The 20,868-nt window shown below is 55.9% G+C and carries 26 protein-coding genes; 11 read left to right on the top strand and 15 right to left on the bottom strand.

The features are described from left to right. Positions 1–92 precede the first annotated feature (92 nt). From HMPREF9334_RS05455 to HMPREF9334_RS05415, 9 genes are all read right to left on the bottom strand, one after another. Positions 93–527, bottom strand: a complete 435-nt coding sequence (locus tag HMPREF9334_RS05455; RefSeq protein WP_006692487.1) for a F0F1 ATP synthase subunit epsilon — start codon at positions 525–527, stop codon at positions 93–95. Positions 528–530: 3 nt separating this feature from the next. Continuing rightward, positions 531–1,943: a F0F1 ATP synthase subunit beta gene (atpD, locus tag HMPREF9334_RS05450; RefSeq protein WP_006692486.1), complete on the bottom strand. Its 1,413-nt coding sequence runs from the start codon at positions 1,941–1,943 to the stop codon at positions 531–533. A 42-nt stretch (positions 1,944–1,985) separates the two neighbouring features. Beyond that, positions 1,986–2,837, bottom strand: coding sequence for an ATP synthase F1 subunit gamma (gene atpG / locus HMPREF9334_RS05445; protein ID WP_006692485.1), 852 nt, complete (start codon positions 2,835–2,837; stop codon positions 1,986–1,988). A gap of 18 nt (positions 2,838–2,855) precedes the next feature. After that, complete coding sequence (gene atpA, locus HMPREF9334_RS05440) at positions 2,856–4,373, bottom strand: F0F1 ATP synthase subunit alpha (protein ID WP_006692484.1); 1,518 nt, start codon at positions 4,371–4,373, stop codon at positions 2,856–2,858. Between the two features lie 17 nt (positions 4,374–4,390). After that, positions 4,391–4,930: a F0F1 ATP synthase subunit delta gene (locus HMPREF9334_RS05435; RefSeq protein ID WP_006692483.1), complete on the bottom strand. Its 540-nt coding sequence runs from the start codon at positions 4,928–4,930 to the stop codon at positions 4,391–4,393. Continuing rightward, complete coding sequence (atpF, locus tag HMPREF9334_RS05430) at positions 4,924–5,448, bottom strand: F0F1 ATP synthase subunit B (RefSeq protein WP_006692482.1); 525 nt, start codon at positions 5,446–5,448, stop codon at positions 4,924–4,926. Before atpF ends, HMPREF9334_RS05435 begins: the two co-directional genes overlap by 7 nt. Before the next feature lie 41 nt (positions 5,449–5,489). Beyond that, on the bottom strand, positions 5,490–5,741 hold the full coding sequence (atpE, locus tag HMPREF9334_RS05425) for a F0F1 ATP synthase subunit C (RefSeq protein ID WP_006690454.1): 252 nt from the start codon (positions 5,739–5,741) through the stop codon (positions 5,490–5,492). Between the two features lie 70 nt (positions 5,742–5,811). Further along, positions 5,812–6,492 carry a F0F1 ATP synthase subunit A gene (gene atpB / locus HMPREF9334_RS05420; RefSeq protein ID WP_006692481.1) on the bottom strand — a complete coding sequence of 227 codons (681 nt, stop codon included), beginning with the start codon at positions 6,490–6,492 and terminating at the stop codon, positions 5,812–5,814. A gap of 48 nt (positions 6,493–6,540) precedes the next feature. Beyond that, positions 6,541–6,924, bottom strand: coding sequence for a hypothetical protein (locus tag HMPREF9334_RS05415; RefSeq protein WP_039957315.1), 384 nt, complete (start codon positions 6,922–6,924; stop codon positions 6,541–6,543). A 608-nt stretch (positions 6,925–7,532) separates the two neighbouring features. Between HMPREF9334_RS05415 and HMPREF9334_RS05410 the strand changes: the two genes are divergently transcribed. Next, complete coding sequence (locus tag HMPREF9334_RS05410) at positions 7,533–7,793, top strand: hypothetical protein (RefSeq protein ID WP_006692479.1); 261 nt, start codon at positions 7,533–7,535, stop codon at positions 7,791–7,793. 44 nt (positions 7,794–7,837) lie between these two features. On the opposite strand, the gene HMPREF9334_RS05405 is transcribed toward HMPREF9334_RS05410, so the two are convergent. From HMPREF9334_RS05405 to HMPREF9334_RS05395, 3 genes are all read right to left on the bottom strand, one after another. After that, positions 7,838–8,095, bottom strand: coding sequence for a Txe/YoeB family addiction module toxin (locus tag HMPREF9334_RS05405; protein WP_006692478.1), 258 nt, complete (start codon positions 8,093–8,095; stop codon positions 7,838–7,840). Further along, positions 8,088–8,360: a type II toxin-antitoxin system Phd/YefM family antitoxin gene (locus HMPREF9334_RS05400; RefSeq protein WP_006692477.1), complete on the bottom strand. Its 273-nt coding sequence runs from the start codon at positions 8,358–8,360 to the stop codon at positions 8,088–8,090. Before HMPREF9334_RS05400 ends, HMPREF9334_RS05405 begins: the two co-directional genes overlap by 8 nt. A gap of 146 nt (positions 8,361–8,506) precedes the next feature. Continuing rightward, positions 8,507–9,229: a DUF4198 domain-containing protein gene (locus HMPREF9334_RS05395; protein ID WP_006692476.1), complete on the bottom strand. Its 723-nt coding sequence runs from the start codon at positions 9,227–9,229 to the stop codon at positions 8,507–8,509. Between the two features lie 341 nt (positions 9,230–9,570). Between HMPREF9334_RS05395 and HMPREF9334_RS05390 the strand changes: the two genes are divergently transcribed. Together HMPREF9334_RS05390 and HMPREF9334_RS05385 are read left to right on the top strand one after the other, a co-directional pair. Then, complete coding sequence (locus HMPREF9334_RS05390; protein WP_006692475.1) at positions 9,571–10,734, top strand: LPP20 family lipoprotein; 1,164 nt, start codon at positions 9,571–9,573, stop codon at positions 10,732–10,734. Between the two features lie 106 nt (positions 10,735–10,840). Then, positions 10,841–11,062, top strand: a complete 222-nt coding sequence (locus tag HMPREF9334_RS05385) for a TOBE domain-containing protein (protein ID WP_006692474.1) — start codon at positions 10,841–10,843, stop codon at positions 11,060–11,062. A 100-nt stretch (positions 11,063–11,162) separates the two neighbouring features. Here the strand turns inward: HMPREF9334_RS05385 and HMPREF9334_RS05380 are convergent, their stop codons facing one another. Further along, the gene (locus HMPREF9334_RS05380) at positions 11,163–11,855 is read right to left on the bottom strand and encodes a FadR/GntR family transcriptional regulator (RefSeq protein WP_245535226.1); all 693 of its coding nucleotides are present in this window, start codon (positions 11,853–11,855) and stop codon (positions 11,163–11,165) included. 258 nt (positions 11,856–12,113) lie between these two features. On the opposite strand from HMPREF9334_RS05380, the gene HMPREF9334_RS05375 reads away from it, so the two are divergent. From HMPREF9334_RS05375 to HMPREF9334_RS05340, 8 genes are all read left to right on the top strand, one after another. After that, a complete protein-coding gene (locus HMPREF9334_RS05375; RefSeq protein ID WP_006692472.1) occupies positions 12,114–13,124 on the top strand; it encodes a TRAP transporter substrate-binding protein in 1,011 nt (336 codons plus the stop codon). 74 nt (positions 13,125–13,198) lie between these two features. Continuing rightward, positions 13,199–13,678, top strand: a complete 480-nt coding sequence (locus HMPREF9334_RS05370) for a TRAP transporter small permease (RefSeq protein ID WP_006692471.1) — start codon at positions 13,199–13,201, stop codon at positions 13,676–13,678. Next, complete coding sequence (locus HMPREF9334_RS05365; protein WP_006692470.1) at positions 13,675–14,964, top strand: TRAP transporter large permease; 1,290 nt, start codon at positions 13,675–13,677, stop codon at positions 14,962–14,964. Before HMPREF9334_RS05370 ends, HMPREF9334_RS05365 begins: the two co-directional genes overlap by 4 nt. A 13-nt stretch (positions 14,965–14,977) precedes the next feature. Then, positions 14,978–15,982, top strand: a complete 1,005-nt coding sequence (locus HMPREF9334_RS05360; RefSeq protein WP_006692469.1) for a C-terminal binding protein — start codon at positions 14,978–14,980, stop codon at positions 15,980–15,982. After that, positions 15,976–16,980, top strand: coding sequence for a 2-dehydro-3-deoxygalactonokinase (locus HMPREF9334_RS05355; RefSeq protein WP_006692468.1), 1,005 nt, complete (start codon positions 15,976–15,978; stop codon positions 16,978–16,980). The genes HMPREF9334_RS05360 and HMPREF9334_RS05355 overlap by 7 nt, the downstream gene beginning before the upstream one ends. Further along, positions 16,977–17,645, top strand: a complete 669-nt coding sequence (locus HMPREF9334_RS05350; protein WP_006692467.1) for a bifunctional 4-hydroxy-2-oxoglutarate aldolase/2-dehydro-3-deoxy-phosphogluconate aldolase — start codon at positions 16,977–16,979, stop codon at positions 17,643–17,645. Before HMPREF9334_RS05355 ends, HMPREF9334_RS05350 begins: the two co-directional genes overlap by 4 nt. Positions 17,646–17,656: 11 nt before the next feature. After that, entirely contained in the window at positions 17,657–18,607 is a 951-nt protein-coding gene (locus tag HMPREF9334_RS05345; protein ID WP_006692466.1) for a sugar kinase, read from the top strand. Position 18,608: 1 nt separating this feature from the next. Beyond that, positions 18,609–19,253 (top strand): bifunctional 2-keto-4-hydroxyglutarate aldolase/2-keto-3-deoxy-6-phosphogluconate aldolase, encoded by a 645-nt coding sequence (locus HMPREF9334_RS05340; RefSeq protein WP_006692465.1) that lies wholly within the window; start codon positions 18,609–18,611, stop codon positions 19,251–19,253. A 96-nt stretch (positions 19,254–19,349) separates the two neighbouring features. Here the strand turns inward: HMPREF9334_RS05340 and HMPREF9334_RS05335 are convergent, their stop codons facing one another. Together HMPREF9334_RS05335 and HMPREF9334_RS05330 are read right to left on the bottom strand one after the other, a co-directional pair. Then, positions 19,350–20,021: a trimeric intracellular cation channel family protein gene (locus tag HMPREF9334_RS05335; RefSeq protein WP_006692464.1), complete on the bottom strand. Its 672-nt coding sequence runs from the start codon at positions 20,019–20,021 to the stop codon at positions 19,350–19,352. Between the two features lie 280 nt (positions 20,022–20,301). After that, positions 20,302–20,700, bottom strand: coding sequence for an endonuclease domain-containing protein (locus tag HMPREF9334_RS05330; protein ID WP_006692463.1), 399 nt, complete (start codon positions 20,698–20,700; stop codon positions 20,302–20,304). Positions 20,701–20,868: the final 168 nt, after the last annotated feature.

Below are 20,868 nucleotides of genomic sequence, written 5' to 3'. Positions count from 1 at the left end.
TCTGGAATGGGATAATTATACCATAGTTTATACAGATTCTCCAATACAAAAACGCCCCGACCGATGCGGTTGGGGCGTTTCCATTGCAAATCTTACGCTCCGGGGTTCGGAGCCTTTGCCGTCTGCAGACGCGCCATGGCGCGCTTGAGGGCGAGGGTGGCACGATGTTCGTCGATGATGCCGCCCTGTGTATCCGGGCTCTCGCGCAGGAGCTGCAGACGCTCCTGTGCACGCTCATAGGCGCGCTGCGCGCGGTTGATGTCGATGTCGATCGGCTCCTCCGCAGCGGTTGCGAGAACGGTGATCTTCTCGGGTGTGACCTCCATGAAGCCGCCCGCCACAGCGATGAGCTGTTCCTTGGCGTCGACATGAATCTTCATGGCATGCGGCTGAAGTCCCGTGACGAGGGGGATGTGCTTCGGCAGGATGCCGATCTCGCCGCCCGTGGAGCGGGCGATGAGCATGTCGATATCGGCGGCGTAGACCATGCGGTCGGGAGATACGATCTCCAGCTTGATGGTCGCCATCCGTTACTCCTCCTCTTTGAGCTTCTTCGCCTTTTCGATCGCCTCTTCGATGCCGCCGACCATGTAGAAGGCAGCCTCGGGGAGTTCGTCGTACTTGCCGTCGAGGATTTCGCGGAAGCCGCGGATCGTGTCCTTGAGCGCAACGTACTTGCCGGGCGAGCCGGTGAAGACCTCTGCGACCGCGAACGGCTGCGAGAGGAAACGCTGGATCTTACGCGCACGCGAGACGGTCAGCTTGTCCTCGTCGGAGAGTTCCTCCATACCGAGGATGGCGATGATGTCCTGCAGCTCCTTGTACTTCTGGAGCACCGCCTGCACGCCGCGCGCGACCTCGTAGTGCTCCTGCCCGATGACGTGCGGGTCGAGGATACGCGAGGTGGAGTCGAGCGGGTCGACGGCGGGGTAGATGCCGAGCTCGGCGATCTGACGCGAGAGAACGGTGGTCGCATCCAGATGCGTAAAGGTTGCCGCCGGCGCGGGGTCGGTCAGGTCGTCCGCAGGGACGTAGACCGCCTGCACGGACGTGATCGAGCCCTTCTTCGTCGTGGTGATACGCTCCTGCAGTGCGCCGACGTCGGTCGTCAGCGTCGGCTGGTAGCCAACGGCGGACGGCATACGTCCGAGCAGAGCCGAGACCTCGGAACCTGCCTGGATGAAACGGAAGATGTTGTCAACGAAGAGCAGCACGTCCTGCCCCTGCACGTCGCGGAAATACTCCGCCATCGTCAGCCCCGTCAGAGCCACGCGCATACGTGCTCCCGGCGGCTCGTTCATCTGACCGTAGACGAGCGCGGTCTTGTCGATAACACCCGACTCGGTCATCTCCGACCAGAGGTCGTTGCCCTCACGCGTACGCTCGCCGACACCCGCAAAGACGGAGTAGCCGCCGTGCTCGGTCGCGATGTTGTGAATGAGCTCCATGATGAGAACGGTCTTGCCGACACCTGCGCCGCCAAAGAGACCAATCTTTCCGCCGCGCGAGTACGGAGCAATCAGGTCAACGACCTTGATGCCCGTCTCAAGGATCTGGGTCGATGTCTCCTGATCGTCGAACTTCGGCGCGGGACGGTGGATCGGCCACGCCTCCTTGTTGCCGACGGGCTCGGGGTTGTGGTCAACCGGCTCGCCGAGGACGTTGAACACGCGTCCGAGGGTCGCCTCGCCGACGGGCACCTTGATCGGTGCGCCCGTATCGTCGGCATCCATGCCGCGCATCAGGCCGTCGGTGGAGCTCATCGCGATGCAGCGCGTAACGCTGTCGCCGAGATGCTGCATGACCTCGACCGTGAGATTGATCTCCTGGTCGGCGGCCTTGCCCGTGACCTTGATGGCGTTCAGAATCTCCGGCAGTTCGCCCGCCGGAAACTCAATATCTACGACAGGTCCGATGACCTGTACGACTTTACCTTTTGCCAATGGAAAACCTCCTTACCTCCATGTACCCATTGTGCATGGATGTCACTTGAGTGCCTCGGCGCCGCCGACAATCTCGTTGATCTCGTTCGTGATGCCCGCCTGACGTACCTTGTTGTAGTAGAGGTCGAGCTTCCCGATGAGTTCGCCTGCGTTGTCGGTCGCGTTGCTCATTGCGTTCATGCGTGAACTCAGTTCGCTCGCCGCCGACTGGAGGAGCGCCGCATAGATGGTGGTGAACAGGTACTGCGGTAGCAGTGCCCCGAGCACCTCCTCGGCATTCGGCTCATAGATGTACTGTGCCTGCGCGTGCGCCGCGTTTTCACTCTCCGCCTCAAAGGGCAGGAGCTTTACGATCTCGGGGACGCAGGTGATCGCCGAGACAAAGCGCGTGTAGACCATGTAGACTTCCTTCACGCCGCCCGCCTCGAATGCGCCGATGACCTGCGCCGCGAGCTTCTGTGCGTGGGTTGCCTTTGGGCGCTCGCTGATGCCGACGCGCTCGTGCACAATGTCAAAGCTGCGATTCTTGAAGAAATCACGTGCCTTGCGCCCGACCGCAACGATCTGCGTATTCGCCTTGTCCTCGACGAGCGTCATCGCCGTCTTGAGGGCGTTGCTGGAATACGCACCCGCGAGGCCTTTGTCCGCCGCCATCACGAGGATGAGGCGTTTGCCGCCCGCGTGCTGCTCAAGCAGCGGATGCGAGACACCGCTTGCTGCCGCCGCCACACTCCGAATGACCGCAGCGGTCTTCTCGGCGTAGGGACGGTTGTTGTTCGCGGCTTCCTTGGCACGGCGCAGACGCGAGGTCGCGACCATGTCCATGGCGTTTGTGATCTGCTGGATGCTCTTGACGCTGCGGATGCGGCGACGGATGTCCTGTAAATTTGCCATATACAGTCACCTCTCCCCTTACGCTTCTTTGTAGGAGATGGTGTCCTTGAACTCCGCAATCGCCTTCGTGATGTCCGCCTCGAGCGCATCGTCGAGCTTCTGCTTCGACGTGATCGCCGATGCGATCTCGGGATGCGAGGAACGCATGAACTTGAGGAAGTCCGTGTGGAACGTGACGACCTTGTTCACGGGGATATCCGTGAGGTGTCCGCGCACCGCCGTGAAGATGACGAGCACCTGCTCGGCAACGGAGAGCGGGCTGTACTGCGCCTGCTTCAGCGTCTCGACCATGCGTGCGCCGCGATCGAGCTGTGCCTTCGTCGCCTTGTCGAGGTCGGAGCCGAACTGGGCAAATGCCGCGAGCTCGCGGTACTGCGCGAGATCCAGACGCATCGTGCCCGCAACCTGCTTCATCGCCTTGATCTGTGCGGAACCGCCGACACGGGAGACCGAGAGACCGACGCTGATCGCCGGGCGGATACCCGAGTAGAACGAGTCGGTGTCCAGCATGATCTGACCGTCGGTGATCGAGATGACGTTCGTCGGGATGTACGCCGAAAGGTCGCCCGCGAGCGTCTCGATGATCGGCAGTGCCGTGATGGAGCCTGCACCGAGTGCGTCGGAGAGCTTCGCCGCGCGCTCGAGGAGGCGGGAGTGTAAGTAGAACACGTCGCCCGGGTATGCCTCGCGTCCGGGCGGACGGCGCAGCAGCAGCGACATCGCGCGGTACGCAGCCGCGTGCTTGGAGAGGTCGTCATAGACGCACAGCCCATGACCGCCCTTGTACATGAAGTACTCCGCCATGGCAACGCCCGCATACGGAGCGAGGTACTGGAGCGGTGCGCTGTCCGCAGCCGTTGCCGCGACAACGATCGTGTACTCCATCGCACCGCCGTCCTCAAGCGTCTTGACAACGCGAGCAACGGTCGATGCCTTCTGACCGATGGCGACGTAGACACAGATACAGTTCTGCCCCTTCTGGTTCAGAATCGTATCGACGGCGATTGCCGTCTTGCCCGTGCCGCGGTCGCCGATAATGAGCTCGCGCTGCCCTCGTCCGATCGGGACGAGCGCATCGATTGCCTTGAGACCCGTCTGCAGCGGCTCGTGAACGCTCTTGCGGTCCGCAATACCGGGTGCCGGCGACTCAACGGGACGGAACTCCTTCGTGTCGATGGGGCCCTTGCCGTCGATCGGACGACCGAGCGCGTCCACGACACGGCCGATCATCGCCTCGCCGACGGGCACCTGCATGATGCGGCCCGTACGCTTCACGGTGTCGCCTTCCTTGATGACCGTATCGCCGCCGAGCAGAACCGCACCAACGCTCTCCTGCTCAAGGTTCAGCACGAGACCGTAGACATCGTTGCCGAAGTCCAGCAGCTCGCCCGCCATCGCCTTGTCCAGCCCGTAGATATGGGCAATACCGTCGCCGACCTCAAGAACCGTGCCGACATCGTTGACGTTCAGATCGACATCATAGTTCTTGATTCGTTCCTTGATTATGGAAGTAATCTCTTCCGGATTCATTTTCATATTTCGCTGTCACCCCGCTAGTTCGCCATTAACTCTGCTGTCATTGCTGCGAGACGTCCCTTGATGCTGCCGTCGATGCGGCGGTCGCCGATGCGCACCACCACGCCGCCGATGAGCGAGGAATCGCGGTGCTCGCGTAGAGTTACCTGCTTGCCCGTGATGCGTTCGAGTTTCTCCGTCAGCTCCTTCACCTGTGCGGGTGCGAGTGCCTCCACCGTCGTGACATCCGCCACGGCGATACCGAGTTTCTCGTTCGAGAGCTGACCGAAGATCGCGCTGATCGCGTCGAATACCATCATGCGCCGCTTGTCGATGAGCAGCAGGAGGAAGTTCAGCACCGTCTCGCGCACACCGCCCTCGAACACCTCCTTCAGGAGGGACTTTTTGTCCTCCGGCTGGATGTTCGGGTTGCAGAGATACGCCTTCAGCTCAGGGCAGTCCTGATAGAGCTGCTGGACCTTCGCCAGATCCGCGCCGTACTCCTTGAGTGCGTTATCCTCACAGGCAAGCTCGAAGATCGCGCGTGCGTACTTGCGTGCAAGTTCCATGTTCAGCATGGCGCATCACCAATCTTGTTCGCGTCGAGTTTTGCGATAAACTCGCCGATGATGGCATCGTTGTCCTTCGCCTCCAGATTTTTCTGGATGATCTTACCCGCTGCCATGAGCGACAGCGCGACAACCTCTGCCTTCAGCTGCTCGACCGCATGGGCGCGCTCGCGCTCCATCTGCAGCTCATTCGCCTTCTTCATCTGTTCGATCTCACGCTTCGTTGCCTGGATACTCGCCTCGCGCTCCTCGCTGGCACGCTTCTCCGCCTGATCGACGATTTCCTGCGCCTTCGTACGCGCGGCAGCAAGCTGCGCCTTGTACTCACTGAGCGTCGCCTCGGCAGCAGCCGCATCTGCGTCCGCCTTTTCGATGCTCTCGGCGATCTTCGCTCTGCGCTCATCCATCATGCGGACAATCGGCTTGTACGCCACCGCACGCAGGAGTGCAACGAGAATCAGGAAGTTGATGATTTGGACAGGCAGCGTCCCGTTGAGATCAATCAGCCCTTGCGTAATTTCACTCAATTCCTATGCCCCCTTTGCAAAATCCGTGCAATTCATACTTCTTAGTGAATCAGCGGATTTGCATAGAGCATGATGATGCCGAAAACGACGCCGATGATGGCAAGTGCCTCGATCAGACCGACCGAGATCAGTGTACGCGTGAAGAGAACGCCGCCCGCCTCCGGCTGACGTGCCAGCCCCTCGATGAAGCGGCCCGTAACAAGACCGTCACCGATGCCCGCGCCGATCGCGGCAAGACCAAAGCAGAGACCCGCACCGATAAGAGCGCCTGCGACCATGATTGCGTTTTCCATGAAAAGATCCTCCTTAAACAGTTGAACAAAATCTTAGATGATGTGCATGTTGCACGAGAAAGCCTAAAGATCAGTGACCGTCATCGGTCTTAATGGCAGCGCCGATGTATGCCGTGGAGAGCATCGTAAAGACGAGCGCCTGCACAATGCCAACAAACACACTGAATGCCAGCCAGATCACCGAGGGGATGGTGGAGCCATTCCCGAGAAGCTGCAGCAGGATGTGAATCAGAATCTCACCCGCCAAGATGTTGCCGAATAGACGAAACGACAGCGTGATCGGTTTCGCAATCTCCTCGACAATGTTGATGATGATGAACGGTGCGACCGGCTGGAAGAAATGCGCCACATAGTGCATCCCCTTCACCGCAAGTCCCAGGACGTGCATCATGACAATGACCAGCAGAGCCAGTCCCAGTGTGGTGTTCAGATCATTTGTCGGCGATGCCATCGTCGGAATCAGACCGATCCAATTCGACACGAGAAGGAACAGGAACAGCGACACGATGAACGTGGACAGGAATCCACGCCCACGCGGCCCCATGTTCTCCTCGACCTGATCATGAAGCGCCTCGATCACCGTCTCCATCATCATCTGCCAGTTCGACGTCGGCACAACCCTGAGATTGCGCGTCGCGAGCCAACCGATGAAGAGGACAACGACCATCGAGATCCACGTCATCACCAGCGTCTGCGAATTGAAGGTAAATCCGGCGATCTGCACTGCCTCGCGAACACCGATTTCGTGCATAACCTCTACCTCCCTCGGGGGGATCTCCCCCAGTTACCTACCGAGGTTCTAAGAACCTCGTCTATCGGCGCGTATCGTCCGCACGATCAGCTGCACCATCATAATCGCGTGCATCAGGAGAAAGCCTCCCACCGCCGCGAAGAAATAATGCACGCCCGCCGTCGTCGCCGCCCAGAGGACTGCCCCGATCAGCACGAGCATCAGCACCAACCCCACCTGCACCTGCGACGTTCCTGCCGCACCCAGACGCGCCGCACGCATGATGCGCTGCGCCATCTGTGCAAAGTAGAGTACCGCAGCCCCCGTACCCGCAAGCAGAGCTCCCACGAGCCGCAGCTCTCCCATGAGAAGAAGCGTGCCACAGCCCATAAGTGCCGCCGCCGCAAACGAGAGGACGATCTGCCTCCGATACGCCGATAAAACCTGCCTCATATTCCTCCTCCGACAGCACCGCAATGTAATTCCGAAAAGGCACAAGAAAACCGCCCCCACATTCCGCTTGGATTGCAGAGCCGTACATCGCGTACTGCCTTCGTTGAATATCAGTACCCTTACGAAATTCGACGCAAAGAATAAAATCCCTTCCACATCTGTATACATTTGTGGAAAATTTCACAAATTTTTCCGTCAACATCATAAGGTGTGGCTATATTTGTACAATAAGTCAATTTATAGCCCTTATTATACATTATACGGGCTTCTTGCCCTTTCCGCAACCTCATTTTAATAGGTCTTTTCAATTTAATATTGTAATGTGCGATTAGGGAATCGCTGATAAAATGAAGTCTGCCAGATTGGCGTAGATTTTTCTGTCCGATTGAGGCAGCAAACCGGACGCATAGCCAGAGCTATGTGGAGGGTTTGCTAACGAAAAGCGGGCAAAAAAGATGTGCTAATATGGTAGTGCTGAATTTATCAGTGCTTCCCTTAGCTTTGCTAAAATGGGCAAAATGCAGAGGAACTCCCCGATCGGCACGCGTCAGCGTGACGGAGGAAGGATCTTGGCCAACATAACGAACACAGCCGAAAGGAGCGCATACATGACCATCGAGGGAGCTGTCATCATTGAGAAGGGCGTGACCTTCGCCATCATCCACGTCGCCCCCGAAGTCACGCGCTATACCATCAAGTCGACGCAGACCCGCCGCGCCCTCATGCGCTTCTTCCCAGGCATGCCGATCATCCTCATGAGCCTCACCAACGACGGCAAGCCCCAATACTACGGACGCAAAGACATCGTAGATTTTTTAAGCAGCATTCGCCTGAACCAGATCCCGTGGAAGAAATATCATATTGTGTGAAAGGGACTGTTGCATGAAGTTTTCTAGCTTCGTGCAACAGTCCCTTATTCATAGTGCCCCTTGCAGGCGGCGATATAAATATTCTTCTCATCGAATGTGTAGATCAGGCGATCCACCTGCGTGATGCGGCGGCTCCAATAGCCCGTGAGATCATGCCGCAAGGGTTCCGGCTTACCGATGCCCTCATGCCCGTTCCGCTCAATATCCTCCAGCAGTTCGTTGATCTTGCGTGCAGTCTTACGATCCTCCTGCACCCACGTCATGAAGTCACGCCATGCATTCTCCGAGAACACCTTATTCATCGAGAAGCCGCTCCAATTCTTCCGATGACTTCTCTGTCACACATCCTGCACGCAGCTGCTCAATCCCCTCGACGATGTGTGCATAGTTGCGCCGATCGCTCATCAGAAAGACATTCTCCACCAGATTGTTATAGTTTTCAAGGCTCATCAGCACAACATTCTCCTCATTGCGCCGTGTCACGATAATCGTCTCCGCATCCCGTGAGGCAGCATCACAATAGGACTTCAGATTACTGCGCAGCGTCGAAAAATTCACTGCCAGCATACAATCACACCCTTTCACTTTTATTGTACCAAAACTCGTACAAAAAGCAAGAAGCAATTCGCCTTAACGAAAACGCGCATCTGCGTGTATAAACAAAAAGCGCAGCCACACACGCGGCTGCGCTTTTCTGTTTTCAGATATACGTTTTACTCTGCCGGGATAATGAACGAGAGGGAGCTGAAGATCTTCTTCGTCACGATCGGATTGTCCGTCGGGAATCCGACCTCGACGCCGATGACATTGAGCCCGTTGTTTGCAATGCGCACAGAGATTTCGCCGTTCGCATCCGCCTGCATCTCATTGGTGAGGTCGCCAAGCACATCCGCGATCACGGGCGCATTCGCATACGGCGCACCGTCCTTGTAGATGCGCAGACGGAGCGTATCGCCGCGCCGCAGCGTCAGCGGGTTCACCTCGGGCACAATCTGGATCGGCACATTGTAGATGCCCGCCGGCTTCACAGCCTCGTTCCAGTAGTGCACATTGTACTTGTACGCATACGTCACTGCCTTCAGATTCTCGATGCCCGAAAAATCACGCGTCGGGATCACCTTGCCGTCCGTCGTCTTTGCAAAATAGCCATAGTCGAAGAACGTCGCCGTCACACCGAGATCCTCGCCCGGCACAATGCTGATGTTCTTCTCGCCGTCCACGCGCTCCACCGTCGTCGGCTGGAAATTCACGTCGTAGGCATCGATGCGCTGCACGCACGCCGGATCATACGCATTGTCAAGCGGGCCTTCGCCGAGCACGAGAGCCTTCGTATCGACACGGTTCGCAAAGAAGACACCGTGTGCATCCGCAGGAGCCGCATACATACCAAGCCCCATCGCCGCGCCGAGCATTGCTGCCAAAAATTTTTTCTTCATCGAATATCCTCCCATCGTAGCATAAAAGAATTGTGGGAACAATTCAACCATCATGTTTATTATAGTATAATTGTTTTCTACTTGCAATAAGCAAATTCTCCTTTTCCCCTTTTTACTCTCTTATAAAACACTAATTATATTCTCATTCTGTTCTATACTTTATTTGAGATATTCAAAGTTAAAGACTTCTATGGAATCACTGATAAAACAGCCCCTCAGATTAGCGTAGATTTTTCGTCCGAGCAAGGTGGCAAATCGGACGCATCGCCAGAGCGATAAAGATGCGCTCAGATGACGTGGCTGAATGAATCAGGGCTTCCCTATAATAAGGAGGAATATGTATGCACATTGTAAAATCCTTCGCTCTTGCCGTCCTCATGCTTGCGCTTGCCGTCTGCACGGTTGGCACGGGTGAGGCGGCACAGTGGGACGGCGGCACGATCCGCGTCGTCGGTCTCGGCGTCGCCCCCGCAGGGACGAGCGGCACGCAGGCCGAGGCACTCGCCCGCCGCGCAGCAATCTCCGATGCCTATCGCCAGCTCGCCGAGCAGGTGAACGGCGTGAACGTCGACGCCTCGACCACAGTCGAGAACCTGATGCTCGCGAACATGACCGTCCGCACCCATGTCAGTGCCCTCATCAAGGGTGCCGAGATCCGCGAGGAAAAGGCACAGCGTGACGGCTCCTACACCGTGACACTCGAACTCCCCGTCTATGGCGCAACAAGCTCACTTGCGAGCACGGTCTTCGCGCCGAACAAGATCCCAGAGCCATGGACACCGCCCGCAGCGGTCTACGTCCCGTATCAGCCACAGAACTACGACACGACAGGCTATGGCACCTACGACCGCGCACAGATGCAGAACAGCGCAGCGAACCGTGTGACGACACCGACGCCGCTCCGCCCGAGCACACCCGCTGCGGTAGAAAATCCGCTCCGTCCGACGCAGCCTGCAGTGACAACACCTGCTGCGCCGAGTGAGCCCGCACCGCTTCGCCCGACGCATCCGACACCGCAGACTTCAACAATGCCCGACACGCCCGCACCTACCGTGCAAATCCCCGTCCCCCCTGCGCCCACGGTGCAGCCCCCCGCTGCTCCCGCTCCCACGCCCGCAGTACAGACACCCGCTGCCCCCACCACACCGCCCGCTGAGATTGTTCCCACGGGTCGCGCAGTCGGCGGCTATACGGGCGTCATCATCGACTGCACGGGGCTTGGTCTGCGCACTGCCATGAGCCCCGTCATCAAGGCAGAGAACGGCCGCCCCATCTACGGCTACAAGAACCTCGACAGTGACAAGGTCGTCCAGAACGGCATGGCATCCTACGCACGCAGCGATGCGGATGCAACGCGCGCGGGTACCAATCCCCTGCGTCTGCGTGCCGTCTCCATCGATGGCGGCGCAAACCCCGTCCTCTCCGCGAACGATGCGAACCGCCTCCTCCTTGAGAACAACGCGAGCGGCTTCCTCGACGCGACCAACGTGGTGTTCCTGCGCTGAGAACAGCCTTCTGAAAACCCTGCGAAATTTGTGACATTTATCACGAATTTTTCAGGGTTTTTGTGTTATACTATATAAGATACTACAAAACAAGGGAGGGAAACACATGAAACTCAGTGCACGCAATCAGCTCAAGGGCAAGGTCGTCTCCATCGAGAAGGGTGCTGTCAACGGCATTGTCGGCATCGAGCTGAAGGGCGGTGACGTCATCACCTCGACCATCAGCCTGAACGCCATCAGCGAGCTCGGTCTTGAGGTTGGCAAGGAGGCATATGCCGTCATCAAGGCAACATCCGTCATGGTCGGCGTCGACCACCACCACTGCTAAGGAATCGCCAATGACCTCATTTTATCAGCGATTTCCCAAAAGCTGCTATGACAGTATAAAATCCCCGCACATCGGATATTTCCGGCGTGCGGGGATTTTTTCATTGGGGAGTCTCGCGGGCCCCCGCCTCCATCATGATATAGCGGCGGTTCTCGCTCAAGTGTACGATAACCGCATAACGCGCACCCTGTAGATCTTGCTCCTTGATGCTTTCTACCATGCGTCGATGGTAAATCCTCGTATGCTCACGCAGAGAACCATCGGTAATATTGATATTCTGCCTAATTGATGAATAGATGATATCAATCAGGTTTGGCGCAATTTTATTGCCGCTTGCTGCTGCAATTTCTCGATGCAGCAAGAGATCATTATAGTCATGCGGTCGATCCGCACGAATATCCTGTTCCGTCGCAACACATGCCGCCTCAATACGCGCGAGCTGACATGGTGAACGCCGCACCGCAGCGAGTGCAGCAAGTTCCGGTTCCAAGATCAACCGGAGCTCGAGCAAGTCCAACGCCAACAGCGACCCCGTCTGCATAAATGTGAGTCCGAGCGGATCCGTCGGAATCCCGCGTTTCGGAGAAACGTACGTACCGGACCCCTGACGTGTTTCGAGAATATTGCGTGATACGAGCGTCTTAAATGCCTCTCGAAGCGTACTGCGGCTTACCTGAAACATTTCAACGAGTTCCTGCTCGGTCGGAAGTTTATCACCGGGAGCAAGCCCATGTTCTTGAATATATTCAATGATCTGTGCAGCAACAGCATCGGTCAGTGCAACGCCATTCAAATTTAGCTTCATAATTTTTCCCTTTCTATCATATTTATATATTTATTATAGCATAGCTTGTAAAATAATTTATCTGATGACTTTTCCGTAAATATATCTATCACGCCCTATTTAATTTCCAGCAACCCCTATTTTTCAACTTTTATCACGATTTTATCTTGACAACATTCTTTCTTTTCACGTATAATACAATAAATTCATCGGATGAATTTTAGATGAATTGCGAAAGGTATATCAAGTGTATGGAGGTGCTCTGTAATGAAACGATTTCTAAGTATACTCTGCACCATGCTGCTTCTATCCGCAGTATTTGCGGGGTGCGGCGGTGGTGGTGCGCAAAATGCCGATGGAAAGACCACACTGAAGGTCGGCTTCGGTTCCAGCATCGACAACAGTTCCGGCGGACAAGGACTAAAAAAGTTCAAGGAGCTTGTAGAGAAAGAGAGCAACGGCCGCATCACGGTGGAATTGTTCGGTGACGGACAGCTCGGCAACGACAAGTCCATGATGGAGGCTCTTCAGATGGGCACGCTTGATATGACGATGCCCTCCAGTTCTCCCGTCTCCGAGTTCACGAAAGCATTCCTCGCATTTGATCTTCCGTTCCTCTTCACCACACCGGAACAGGCAGATAAGGTGCTCGACGGCGCAAGCGGTCAGGACATCTTGAAGACGCTTGATACGGTCAACATCATGGGGCTCTGCTATTTCGAAAACGGTTTCCGCAATGTGACGAACAGCAAGCATGCTGTAAAATCCGTCACCGACCTCTCTGGTCTGAAGATCCGTACGATGCAGAACCCGATCCATCTTGAGACGTTCAAACTTTGGGGCGCAAACCCACAGCCAATGGCGTTCAACGAAGTCTTCACGGCTCTCGAGCAGAAAACGCTTGACGGACAGGAGAACCCGAACACACTGATCTTCGATGCCGGCTTCTATGAAGCGCAGAAATATCTGACCATCTCACGCCATTTTTACACTCCCTATGTACTGATGATCAGCAGGAAGACGTGGGATAAGCTCTCCCCCGAGGATCAGAAACTCATCCAAAAATGTGCGGACGAGGCAAAGATCTTCCAGCGCGAGACCAATCGTCGTCTGGATGCTGAGTATCTCCAAAAGATCAAAGACCACGGTCTTACGGTCGATACACTGTCCCCGGAGGAGACCGCAAAGATGAAAGAGGCAGCACAGCCCGTCTATGACAAATTTTCTGGCGACATTGGAAAAGAGCGTCTGGATGCCATCTTGAAGGAAGTACAATAAACTGCATTGGAAGAGGGCGCCGCCCCGGGGTGAACCCCTTGGGCGGCGCCTGTTCCATAATGGAGGTATGTTCCATGACCGGTATTCTGAAGAAGACAGAAACACTGATTGCGCTTCTTGCATCTGCCGCGATGGGCGGCATTGTTCTCCTCGTCTTCGCCAACGTCATCATGCGATACTGTTTCAACACAGGCCTGACATGGAGCGACGAAGCGTCCGTCAATCTATTCGTATGGTTCATCTTTCTGGGCGGAATCCTCGCCGCACTGGACGGTTTGCATCTGAAGGTGGATGTTCTGACCAGCCGTCTATCTGCAGGCGGACAAAAATGCTGCGATCTCATTGCCAACTGTCTGGTGCTGCTGGCAATGGGCATTTTGCTCGTAGGCGGCATCGAACAGGTCGCCGTATCGAGCAACAACATCAGTTCTGCAACAGGGATCCCCTTTTCCTGCATCACAGTATCCATGGTTGTCTTTGCCGTCAGCATGATTCTGTTGACACTATATAGGATAACGCAGATCCTTCGCCCAAACGAGGAGGGCAGATCATGAACGGTACAGAAATTCTTGCAGTCTTTCTCGTCGCCCTATTTTCCCTGCTGATGGTCGGCGTTCCGATCGCATTTGGACTCTTACTGGTATCCGCGGTCCTGCTGCTCTACATCGGCAATTTCACCCCGCAGCTTCTTGCCCAGGCAGTGGTATTTGGAGCAAACAGTTTCACACTGCTCGCCATCCCCTTCTTCATCCTTGCCGGTGAAATCATGAGTGCCGGAACGATCTCAAAGAGAATCGTTACCTTTGTCGCTAGTCTTGTCGGACATGTGCGCGGCGGACTTGGCTATGTCGTCATCATCGCCAGTACGATCTTTGCAGGGCTCTCCGGATCGGCCGTTGCGGATGCGGCCGCACTAGGAGCCATTCTGATCCCCATGATGATTCAGATGGGATATGATCGTGCGACATCGGTAGCACTCGTCTGTGCCTCAGCAATGATCGCACCGATCATTCCACCCAGTGTCCCGCTCATCCTATACGGGGTCAGCGGGCAGGCATCCATCGGCCGCTTGTTCATGGCAGGCATCGTACCGGGACTCATCATTGCACTCGCCCTGATGATCCTTTGGTACATCATGGCAAAGCGAAACAACTATCCCGTCGGCAAGCGTGCGACGATCCCCGAGATTCTGACGGCATTCAAAGATTCCGTCTTTGCCCTCTTCATGCCCTTTATCATCGTTGGCGGCATCCGTTTCGGCATCTTTACACCGACAGAGGCGGGCTGTATTGCCGTGGTCTATGCGCTCTTCATCTCCATTGTCGTCTATCGCGAGATGGGGCTGCACGACCTCAAAAAGGTATTCATTGGCACATCAAAAACGACGGGACAGGTACTGCTTGTCGCCGCTGCGGCCATGAGTACAGCATGGGTCGTAACAACAGCAGGCGTGCCACAGCAGGTTGTCTTTGCCCTACAGGACCTCACGTCAACACCGACAATACTTCTGATCGTCATCGCCGTCTTTCTCATCCTGCTCGGCATGGTCATGGACAGCACCCCCGCTATCCTCATTTTTGCCCCCATCTTCATGCCGCTCATCAAGGCAGCAGGAATTGACCCTGTCTACTTTGGCATCGTCATGGTACTCGATCTCATGATCGGACTGCTCACACCGCCTGTAGGAACAGTTCTCTTTGTCGGCTGCGGTGTCGGCAATGTCAGTCTCAATGCGCTTGTACGAAAACTGTGGCCGTTTATCCTGCTGGAATACGGTGTTCTGTTCCTCTTCATCTTGATTCCGGAGCTGGTTCTGATCCCGATGAAATGGTTTATGTAAGTGAGGAGATTCCATGCGAAAAATATACGTTACAGACTATGAATACGACTCGTTGGCACCGGAAGAACACGAGCTTGCACGCGCGGGACTCACACTCATCCCGCAGCAGTGTCACACAGAGGATGATGTCATCCGTACATGTGCGGATGCCTCCGGCTTGCTCAATCAATACGCCCCCATCACGCGGCGCGTCATAGAAGCGCTGCCGCATCTGAAAGTCATTGCGCGCTACGGTGTCGGAGTCAATACCGTAGATCTGGAGGCGGCAACGGAGCACGGTGTCTGCGTGCTGAACGTCCCCGACTACTGCGCAGACGAAGTCTCCAACCACGCCTTCGCACTCCTGATGGCCTGTCATCGAAAACTCGCACCACTTCACACACAAGTAAACGGCGGCGGTTGGGACTACAACATCTGCAAGCCCATTCACCGGCTCGCAGGACAGACTCTTGGGCTGCTCGGCTTCGGACGCATTCCACGACTGCTCGCCGAAAAGGCACGTGCTTTCGGTCTGAAATTCGCTGTATACGATCCGTTTGTCCCCCCCGCAAGTGTCGCCTCCTATGGAGGCAAACTCCTTACGCTGGACGAGGTGCTCCAAGCATCGGACATGATCTCGGTTCACGTTCCGCTGACCAAGGAAACGGAGCATCTTCTCAGCCACAGGGAATTTGACATAATGAAACCGAGCACCATCCTCATCAACACGTCACGCGGACCACTGATTGACGAGGAGGCGCTCTATGCCGCACTGACCCAAGGAAAAATTGCAGCTGCAGGGCTTGACGTGACCGAGCAGGAGCCTCTGGCACAGGATTCCCCGCTCCGCTCCCTGCCCAACATCATCATCACGCCGCATGCCGCATGGTATTCCGAAGAGGCGGAATGCGAACTCAAAACGAAGGCAGCACGCGGCATTGCAGATATTCTGAGCGGTCATGATCTTCCCAACATCGTGAACCGTACGGTACGGGAAAAACTATCCCTGAAACCACATGTTTCTGGTGTCCCATGCTGATCGCAACGATAGATGCCGGAACGAGCAATACGCGAGTCTTCCTCTGGCAGGACACAACAATTCTCGCCGAAGCACAGATGCCGATCGGCGTGCGCCACACGGCGATTGACAGGCATAACAAAAAGCTGACGGCAGCCGTTCGGGATACCTTGCGGGAAGCTGCACGCAAGGCAGGGGTCACGATGGATGACATCGCCTGCATATTGGGCGCAGGGATGCTCACCTCCAACGTTGGTCTCAAGGAGATCCCGCATCTTGCTGCGCCGATCTCCCTTGATGCGCTCTCCCACGCGATTGTCCCCTGCCACTTGCCGGAAATCTGTCCACAGGTCATTCATCTCATTCCGGGCATCAAGAACATGAATGATATGTCATTCACAGATGAAACGATCGGGCATATGGACATCATGCGCGGTGAGGAAACCGAGGCAGCAGCGATACTGCAATATTTTCCTTCCATTGAGCATATGGTACTCATTCTCCCCGGCTCACACAATAAATACATTGCCGTGTCGAACGGAGATACCATCTGCGGATGTCTAACAACCCTTGCTGGAGAGCTGCTCCACGCAATGACATTTGACACCATTCTCGCGAGCAGTACCGCACAAAGTTACGCCGAGCACTACGATGCAGAGGCATTTCAACGCGGTGTCGTCTGCCGCAGGCAGTCCGGTTTTGGTCATGCTGCGTTTATGGCGCGCATCCTTGACCTTTTTCACGAGGCTACGCCAAATGTTGTTCAGAACTACCTGCTCGGAATCCTGCTGGCAGATGATCTTATTGCACTCAGGAGGAGTCCCCTCTTCCCCAACCTGTCCGAGGCTGTGTTCATCATCGCAGGGAATCCGCTGATGCAAGCTGCATACAAAACCTTGCTCGCGTCAGAAAATTATCCCACACGATCGCTTGATCAAGATACTATGTGTGCGCTTTCCGGGCGAGGTGCCATTGCCCTTGCCCGAAGAGCAAGCCTGTTTCGGGAGGGATACGCATGACAGAACTGCATCAAGAACTGCTGACAGAGCGTCTCGTCGCCATCATTCGCAATATCCCCTCAGCGCTGCTTCCACCGACATGTGAAGCGCTGCTCTCCGGCGGTATCCGCTTCGTCGAAGTCACCCTGCATCCCGGCGATCCCGCTGCAACACACGATGCACTGCATGGCATCGAAGAATTGCGCCGGCGTTTTGATATGCAACTGCATATTGGTGCCGGAACAGTACTCACGCCGGAGGCAGTAGATGCCGCAGCAGCGGCAGGCGCTGAATTCATTCTTGCCCCCAACACAACCCCTGCCGTAATCCGTCGTGCAAAGGAATGTGGTCTCCTCACCATGCCCGGCGCATTCACTCCAACAGAGATTGAACATGCATGGACAGCGGGGGCGGACATCGTGAAAGTCTTTCCTGCCGACCTGCTTGGAGCACCGTATTTCAAAGCGCTCCAAGGACCGCTCCCCCATATTCCTCTCTCAGCTGTAGGCGGTATTTCTACGGACAACATTGCAGCATTTCTGGATGGAGGCGCTGTCGTCTGCGGGATTGGCGGAAACCTCGTCAATGCATCACGCGCCATACACGGCGCATGGGATGAGATCCGCGAAACCGCCGCCGCATACTGCCGTATTGTCTCCCCCTGGAGAATCACGGATACTATGTGAAAGGAGTCTCTATGGCAAACATACTGACCTTTGGGGAGCCCATGGCTCTTCTCATGGCAGAGAAGTATGGCCCACTTAAAGACGTACCTCTTTTCAGACGCCGCGTTTCCGGTGCCGAGGTGAATATAGCGATCGGTTTGACGCGGCTCGGCCACAGCGTCAGCTATATCAGCCGTGTTGGTCAGGATCCCTTTGGCGCACACATTCTTGACTTTCTCACAGAACAACAGATCAATACCCGATACATCGAAGTCGATGCCGCGGATCGAACGGGCATACAGCTCAAGGAAAAACCGATCGACGGACAGGATCCGATCGTCGTCAACTTTCGAAAGGGGACAGCCTTCTCTCACATTTCCCTCGATGTCATTCACACCATCGACTGGCAGAGTATCAATCATCTGCATGTGACTGGCATTCCCGCCGGTGTCTCAGAGAAAGCACGCCGTGCACTGAACCTATTGATGGACACAGCGCGTGCACGACAGATTCCCATCTCCTTCGACCCGAATCTACGCCCATCTCTGTGGAAATCCAAGGAAGAAATGGTTCATATCATCAACGAATTCGCCGCGAAGGCCAACATCGTCCTTCCGGGGATTGGCGAAGGAACCATCCTCACAGGACACGATGATGCCGAAACAATTGCCGACACGTACCTCGCACGCGGTGTCGATACAGTAATTGTCAAGCTGGGTGCCATCGGAGCATTTACCAAATGTTCCGATGGCAGCAGTTTCCACACCCCCGGCTTTCCCGTAAAAGAAGTAATCGACACGGTCGGCGCAGGTGACGGCTTTGCCGTTGGCGTCCTCAGCGCACTGCTCGAAGGACACTCACTGGCAGATGCCGTTCAGCGCGGGGCTGCAATCGGCGCACGCTCGGTTATGACTGCCGGCGATAACGAAGGACTTCCAACTGCACCGCAGCTTGAAGCTTTTCTGCTACAGGAGGGCAAATAATATGAACAAAGAACGAATCCTCTCCGCCATCAAAGCACAGGGTATCATTGCCGTTGTACGCGGAAAGAATGCCGAGCACGCCATCAACGTCGCCGAAGCCTGCATCGAGGGAGGTGTCACCTGCATCGAGCTTACCTTTACCACGCCGCATGCACATGAGGCAATCCGCACACTCAGTCAGAAGTATGCCGACGATCCAACAGTGATCATCGGTGCGGGAACCGTACTGGATGCAATCACCGCACGCATTGCAATACTGGAGGGTGCGCAATTCATTGTTTCTCCGGCATTTGATGCAGAAACGATAAAGTTATGCCATCGTTATCAGATTGCAGTCATGCCCGGAACCACTACACTCAGTGGTGTCATCGAAGCAATGGAGGCGGGTGCCGACATCATCAAAATCTTCCCGGGAGAGTTAGCGGGGCCTGCTATGATCCGAGCAATCCATGGTCCTCTGCCGCAAGCCGTACTAATGCCGACCGGCGGTGTTACACCGGACAATGCCGGTGCATGGCTAAACGCCGGATGCATCGCTGTTGGTGCAGGCGGCAGCCTCACCAAGGGAGCAGACAACAACGACTTCGCCGCTGTCACGGAACAAGCCAAAAAGTTTGTCCAAGCGATTACCGCAGCAAGAACATAACGCTTTCCATGAATGCAGCCCTTAGGCTACAAAATATAATCAGGACAAAAGCAAGAAAATCCAATAGAGCAAAAAGGGCACCGCAAAGGTGTCCTTTTATTCTTCCATCTCCCCATCCCGATGCCGCTTCGGCGGGCGCGGGTGGTAGAGACTCCAGTTCCAGTGAATCGCCGCAAAGCGGATCATGAGGACGAGGAGAAACGCGAGCCACGAGTCCGCCTCCACCCCGAGCGTAAAGCGCAGCGCACAGAACACAAACGCCCCCACGAGCGATGCCGCCGCATAGACCTCAGCATAGAGCACAACGGGCATCCGCTGTGCAAGCACATCGCGGATCATACCGCCGCCAACCGCCGTCGTCGCCGCGAGCAGGATCGGCAGCACATAGCTGTCGTCCCCACCCACGCGTACCCCCGTCAGCGCACCCGTGATTGTAAAGGCGGCAAGTCCGATTGTATCCGACACATTGAAGATCGTGAGAAGCCGCTGGCGGCGCATACGGTGCAGCGCCGTCCACTGGTAGAGGAACGACGTTGCGAGCGCCACCCCCACCGAGAGGAGGAAGTTCGTCGTATCCCGCAGCGCCATCGGCGGCGTGATGCCGACGAGCACATCACGCACCATACCGCCGCCGACTGCCGTCGCCAGAGCCAGCACCGAGATCCCGAAGATGTCCATACGGCGCGAGATGCCGACCAGTGCCCCCGACACCGCAAAGGCGAGCGTACCGATGATATCGAACAGCCGCCACAGATCTTCTACTGCCATAGTTTCGTCCTTCCCTTATACGCCACATTAGCTTCCCCCGCCGATGCGGGGGAGCGGTCAACCTCTTCCAATCACACTTCGCCTTTCGGCTTGTGTTCTTGGGAGGTTTTCCCATACGACCTGTTACCCGCTCAGCTGCGCCCTTCGGGCTTGCTTCTCGGACAGGTCAGTAAGTGCCGAACATAGTGAGGCGATAGGGGCGCCTGTGACACAAGCGACGCCCTATCGTCAGAAACGCACCAACGTCCAAAGCGCCTCTAGCTCGTCTGACGCTCTGACATCAGTACACATGCCCATCATCTTCTACGTCGCCAATCTCTTTTCCTGCACGAATATCAGCAATCGCCCGTCCAACCGCCTCGCAGACAGAGGGAAATCGTCTTTGAATTTGCTCATTTGTAAAGCGAAGCACACGAACGCCCTGTTGTCTCAAAAATTCGCTTCGAGCGGCATCATAGCGCTGTCCCGTTTCCTCGAAATGCTGACTGCCATCCACCTCAACGACAAGTCGAATTGATGGCGCATAGAAATCTGCAATGTAGTTTCCGATGGGCTGCTGACGACGAAAATGACAAGAATTCTGTGACAGAAAATCGTACCAGAGACGGCGTTCTTCGGGTGTCATGTGTTGCCGCAGTTCTTTCGCATACTGCTTTGTTTTTGTCTTGTAGTCACGCATGAAGTCAGCGATCCTCCATTGGCCAAGGCGCCCCTTCCGTCACGCTGACGCGTGCCACCTCCCCCGTGCCGCACGGGGGAGGCTTTTCATCCACGCCACATTAGCTTCCTTCGCCGCAGCGCGGAGGCTTTCAGCATACACCCATCACGCCATATTAGCTTCCCCCGC

Source organism: Centipeda infelix ATCC 43532 (genome assembly GCF_000234095.1).
Classification (GTDB): domain Bacteria; phylum Bacillota; class Negativicutes; order Selenomonadales; family Selenomonadaceae; genus Centipeda; species Centipeda infelix.
The sequence above is the reverse complement of the archived record's forward strand: the minus strand, read 5'-3'. Positions and strand labels throughout refer to the sequence as shown.

Bases quoted from the DNA above. Each gene is read 5' to 3' on its own strand.
- HMPREF9334_RS05390 (WP_006692475.1), top strand. From the start codon at position 9,571: ATGCACATTGTAAAATCCTTCGCTCTTGCCGTCCTCATGCTTGCGCTT.
- atpB (WP_006692481.1), bottom strand. From the start codon at position 6,492: ATGCACGAAATCGGTGTTCGCGAGGCAGTGCAGATCGCCGGATTTACC.
- atpG (WP_006692485.1), bottom strand. From the start codon at position 2,837: ATGGCAAATTTACAGGACATCCGTCGCCGCATCCGCAGCGTCAAGAGC.
- HMPREF9334_RS05435 (WP_006692483.1), bottom strand. From the start codon at position 4,930: ATGCTGAACATGGAACTTGCACGCAAGTACGCACGCGCGATCTTCGAG.
- HMPREF9334_RS05345 (WP_006692466.1), top strand. From the start codon at position 17,657: ATGGCAAACATACTGACCTTTGGGGAGCCCATGGCTCTTCTCATGGCA.
- HMPREF9334_RS05350 (WP_006692467.1), top strand. From the start codon at position 16,977: ATGACAGAACTGCATCAAGAACTGCTGACAGAGCGTCTCGTCGCCATC.
- HMPREF9334_RS05375 (WP_006692472.1), top strand. From the start codon at position 12,114: ATGAAACGATTTCTAAGTATACTCTGCACCATGCTGCTTCTATCCGCA.
- HMPREF9334_RS05340 (WP_006692465.1), top strand. From the start codon at position 18,609: ATGAACAAAGAACGAATCCTCTCCGCCATCAAAGCACAGGGTATCATT.
- HMPREF9334_RS05400 (WP_006692477.1), bottom strand. From the start codon at position 8,360: ATGCTGGCAGTGAATTTTTCGACGCTGCGCAGTAATCTGAAGTCCTAT.
- HMPREF9334_RS05370 (WP_006692471.1), top strand. From the start codon at position 13,199: ATGACCGGTATTCTGAAGAAGACAGAAACACTGATTGCGCTTCTTGCA.
- HMPREF9334_RS05415 (WP_039957315.1), bottom strand. From the start codon at position 6,924: ATGAGGCAGGTTTTATCGGCGTATCGGAGGCAGATCGTCCTCTCGTTT.
- HMPREF9334_RS05405 (WP_006692478.1), bottom strand. From the start codon at position 8,095: ATGAATAAGGTGTTCTCGGAGAATGCATGGCGTGACTTCATGACGTGG.
- HMPREF9334_RS05335 (WP_006692464.1), bottom strand. From the start codon at position 20,021: ATGGCAGTAGAAGATCTGTGGCGGCTGTTCGATATCATCGGTACGCTC.
- HMPREF9334_RS05395 (WP_006692476.1), bottom strand. From the start codon at position 9,229: ATGAAGAAAAAATTTTTGGCAGCAATGCTCGGCGCGGCGATGGGGCTT.
- HMPREF9334_RS05385 (WP_006692474.1), top strand. From the start codon at position 10,841: ATGAAACTCAGTGCACGCAATCAGCTCAAGGGCAAGGTCGTCTCCATC.
- atpA (WP_006692484.1), bottom strand. From the start codon at position 4,373: ATGAAAATGAATCCGGAAGAGATTACTTCCATAATCAAGGAACGAATC.
- atpE (WP_006690454.1), bottom strand. From the start codon at position 5,741: ATGGAAAACGCAATCATGGTCGCAGGCGCTCTTATCGGTGCGGGTCTC.
- HMPREF9334_RS05360 (WP_006692469.1), top strand. From the start codon at position 14,978: ATGCGAAAAATATACGTTACAGACTATGAATACGACTCGTTGGCACCG.
- HMPREF9334_RS05330 (WP_006692463.1), bottom strand. From the start codon at position 20,700: ATGCGTGACTACAAGACAAAAACAAAGCAGTATGCGAAAGAACTGCGG.
- HMPREF9334_RS05410 (WP_006692479.1), top strand. From the start codon at position 7,533: ATGACCATCGAGGGAGCTGTCATCATTGAGAAGGGCGTGACCTTCGCC.
- HMPREF9334_RS05365 (WP_006692470.1), top strand. From the start codon at position 13,675: ATGAACGGTACAGAAATTCTTGCAGTCTTTCTCGTCGCCCTATTTTCC.
- HMPREF9334_RS05355 (WP_006692468.1), top strand. From the start codon at position 15,976: ATGCTGATCGCAACGATAGATGCCGGAACGAGCAATACGCGAGTCTTC.
- HMPREF9334_RS05455 (WP_006692487.1), bottom strand. From the start codon at position 527: ATGGCGACCATCAAGCTGGAGATCGTATCTCCCGACCGCATGGTCTAC.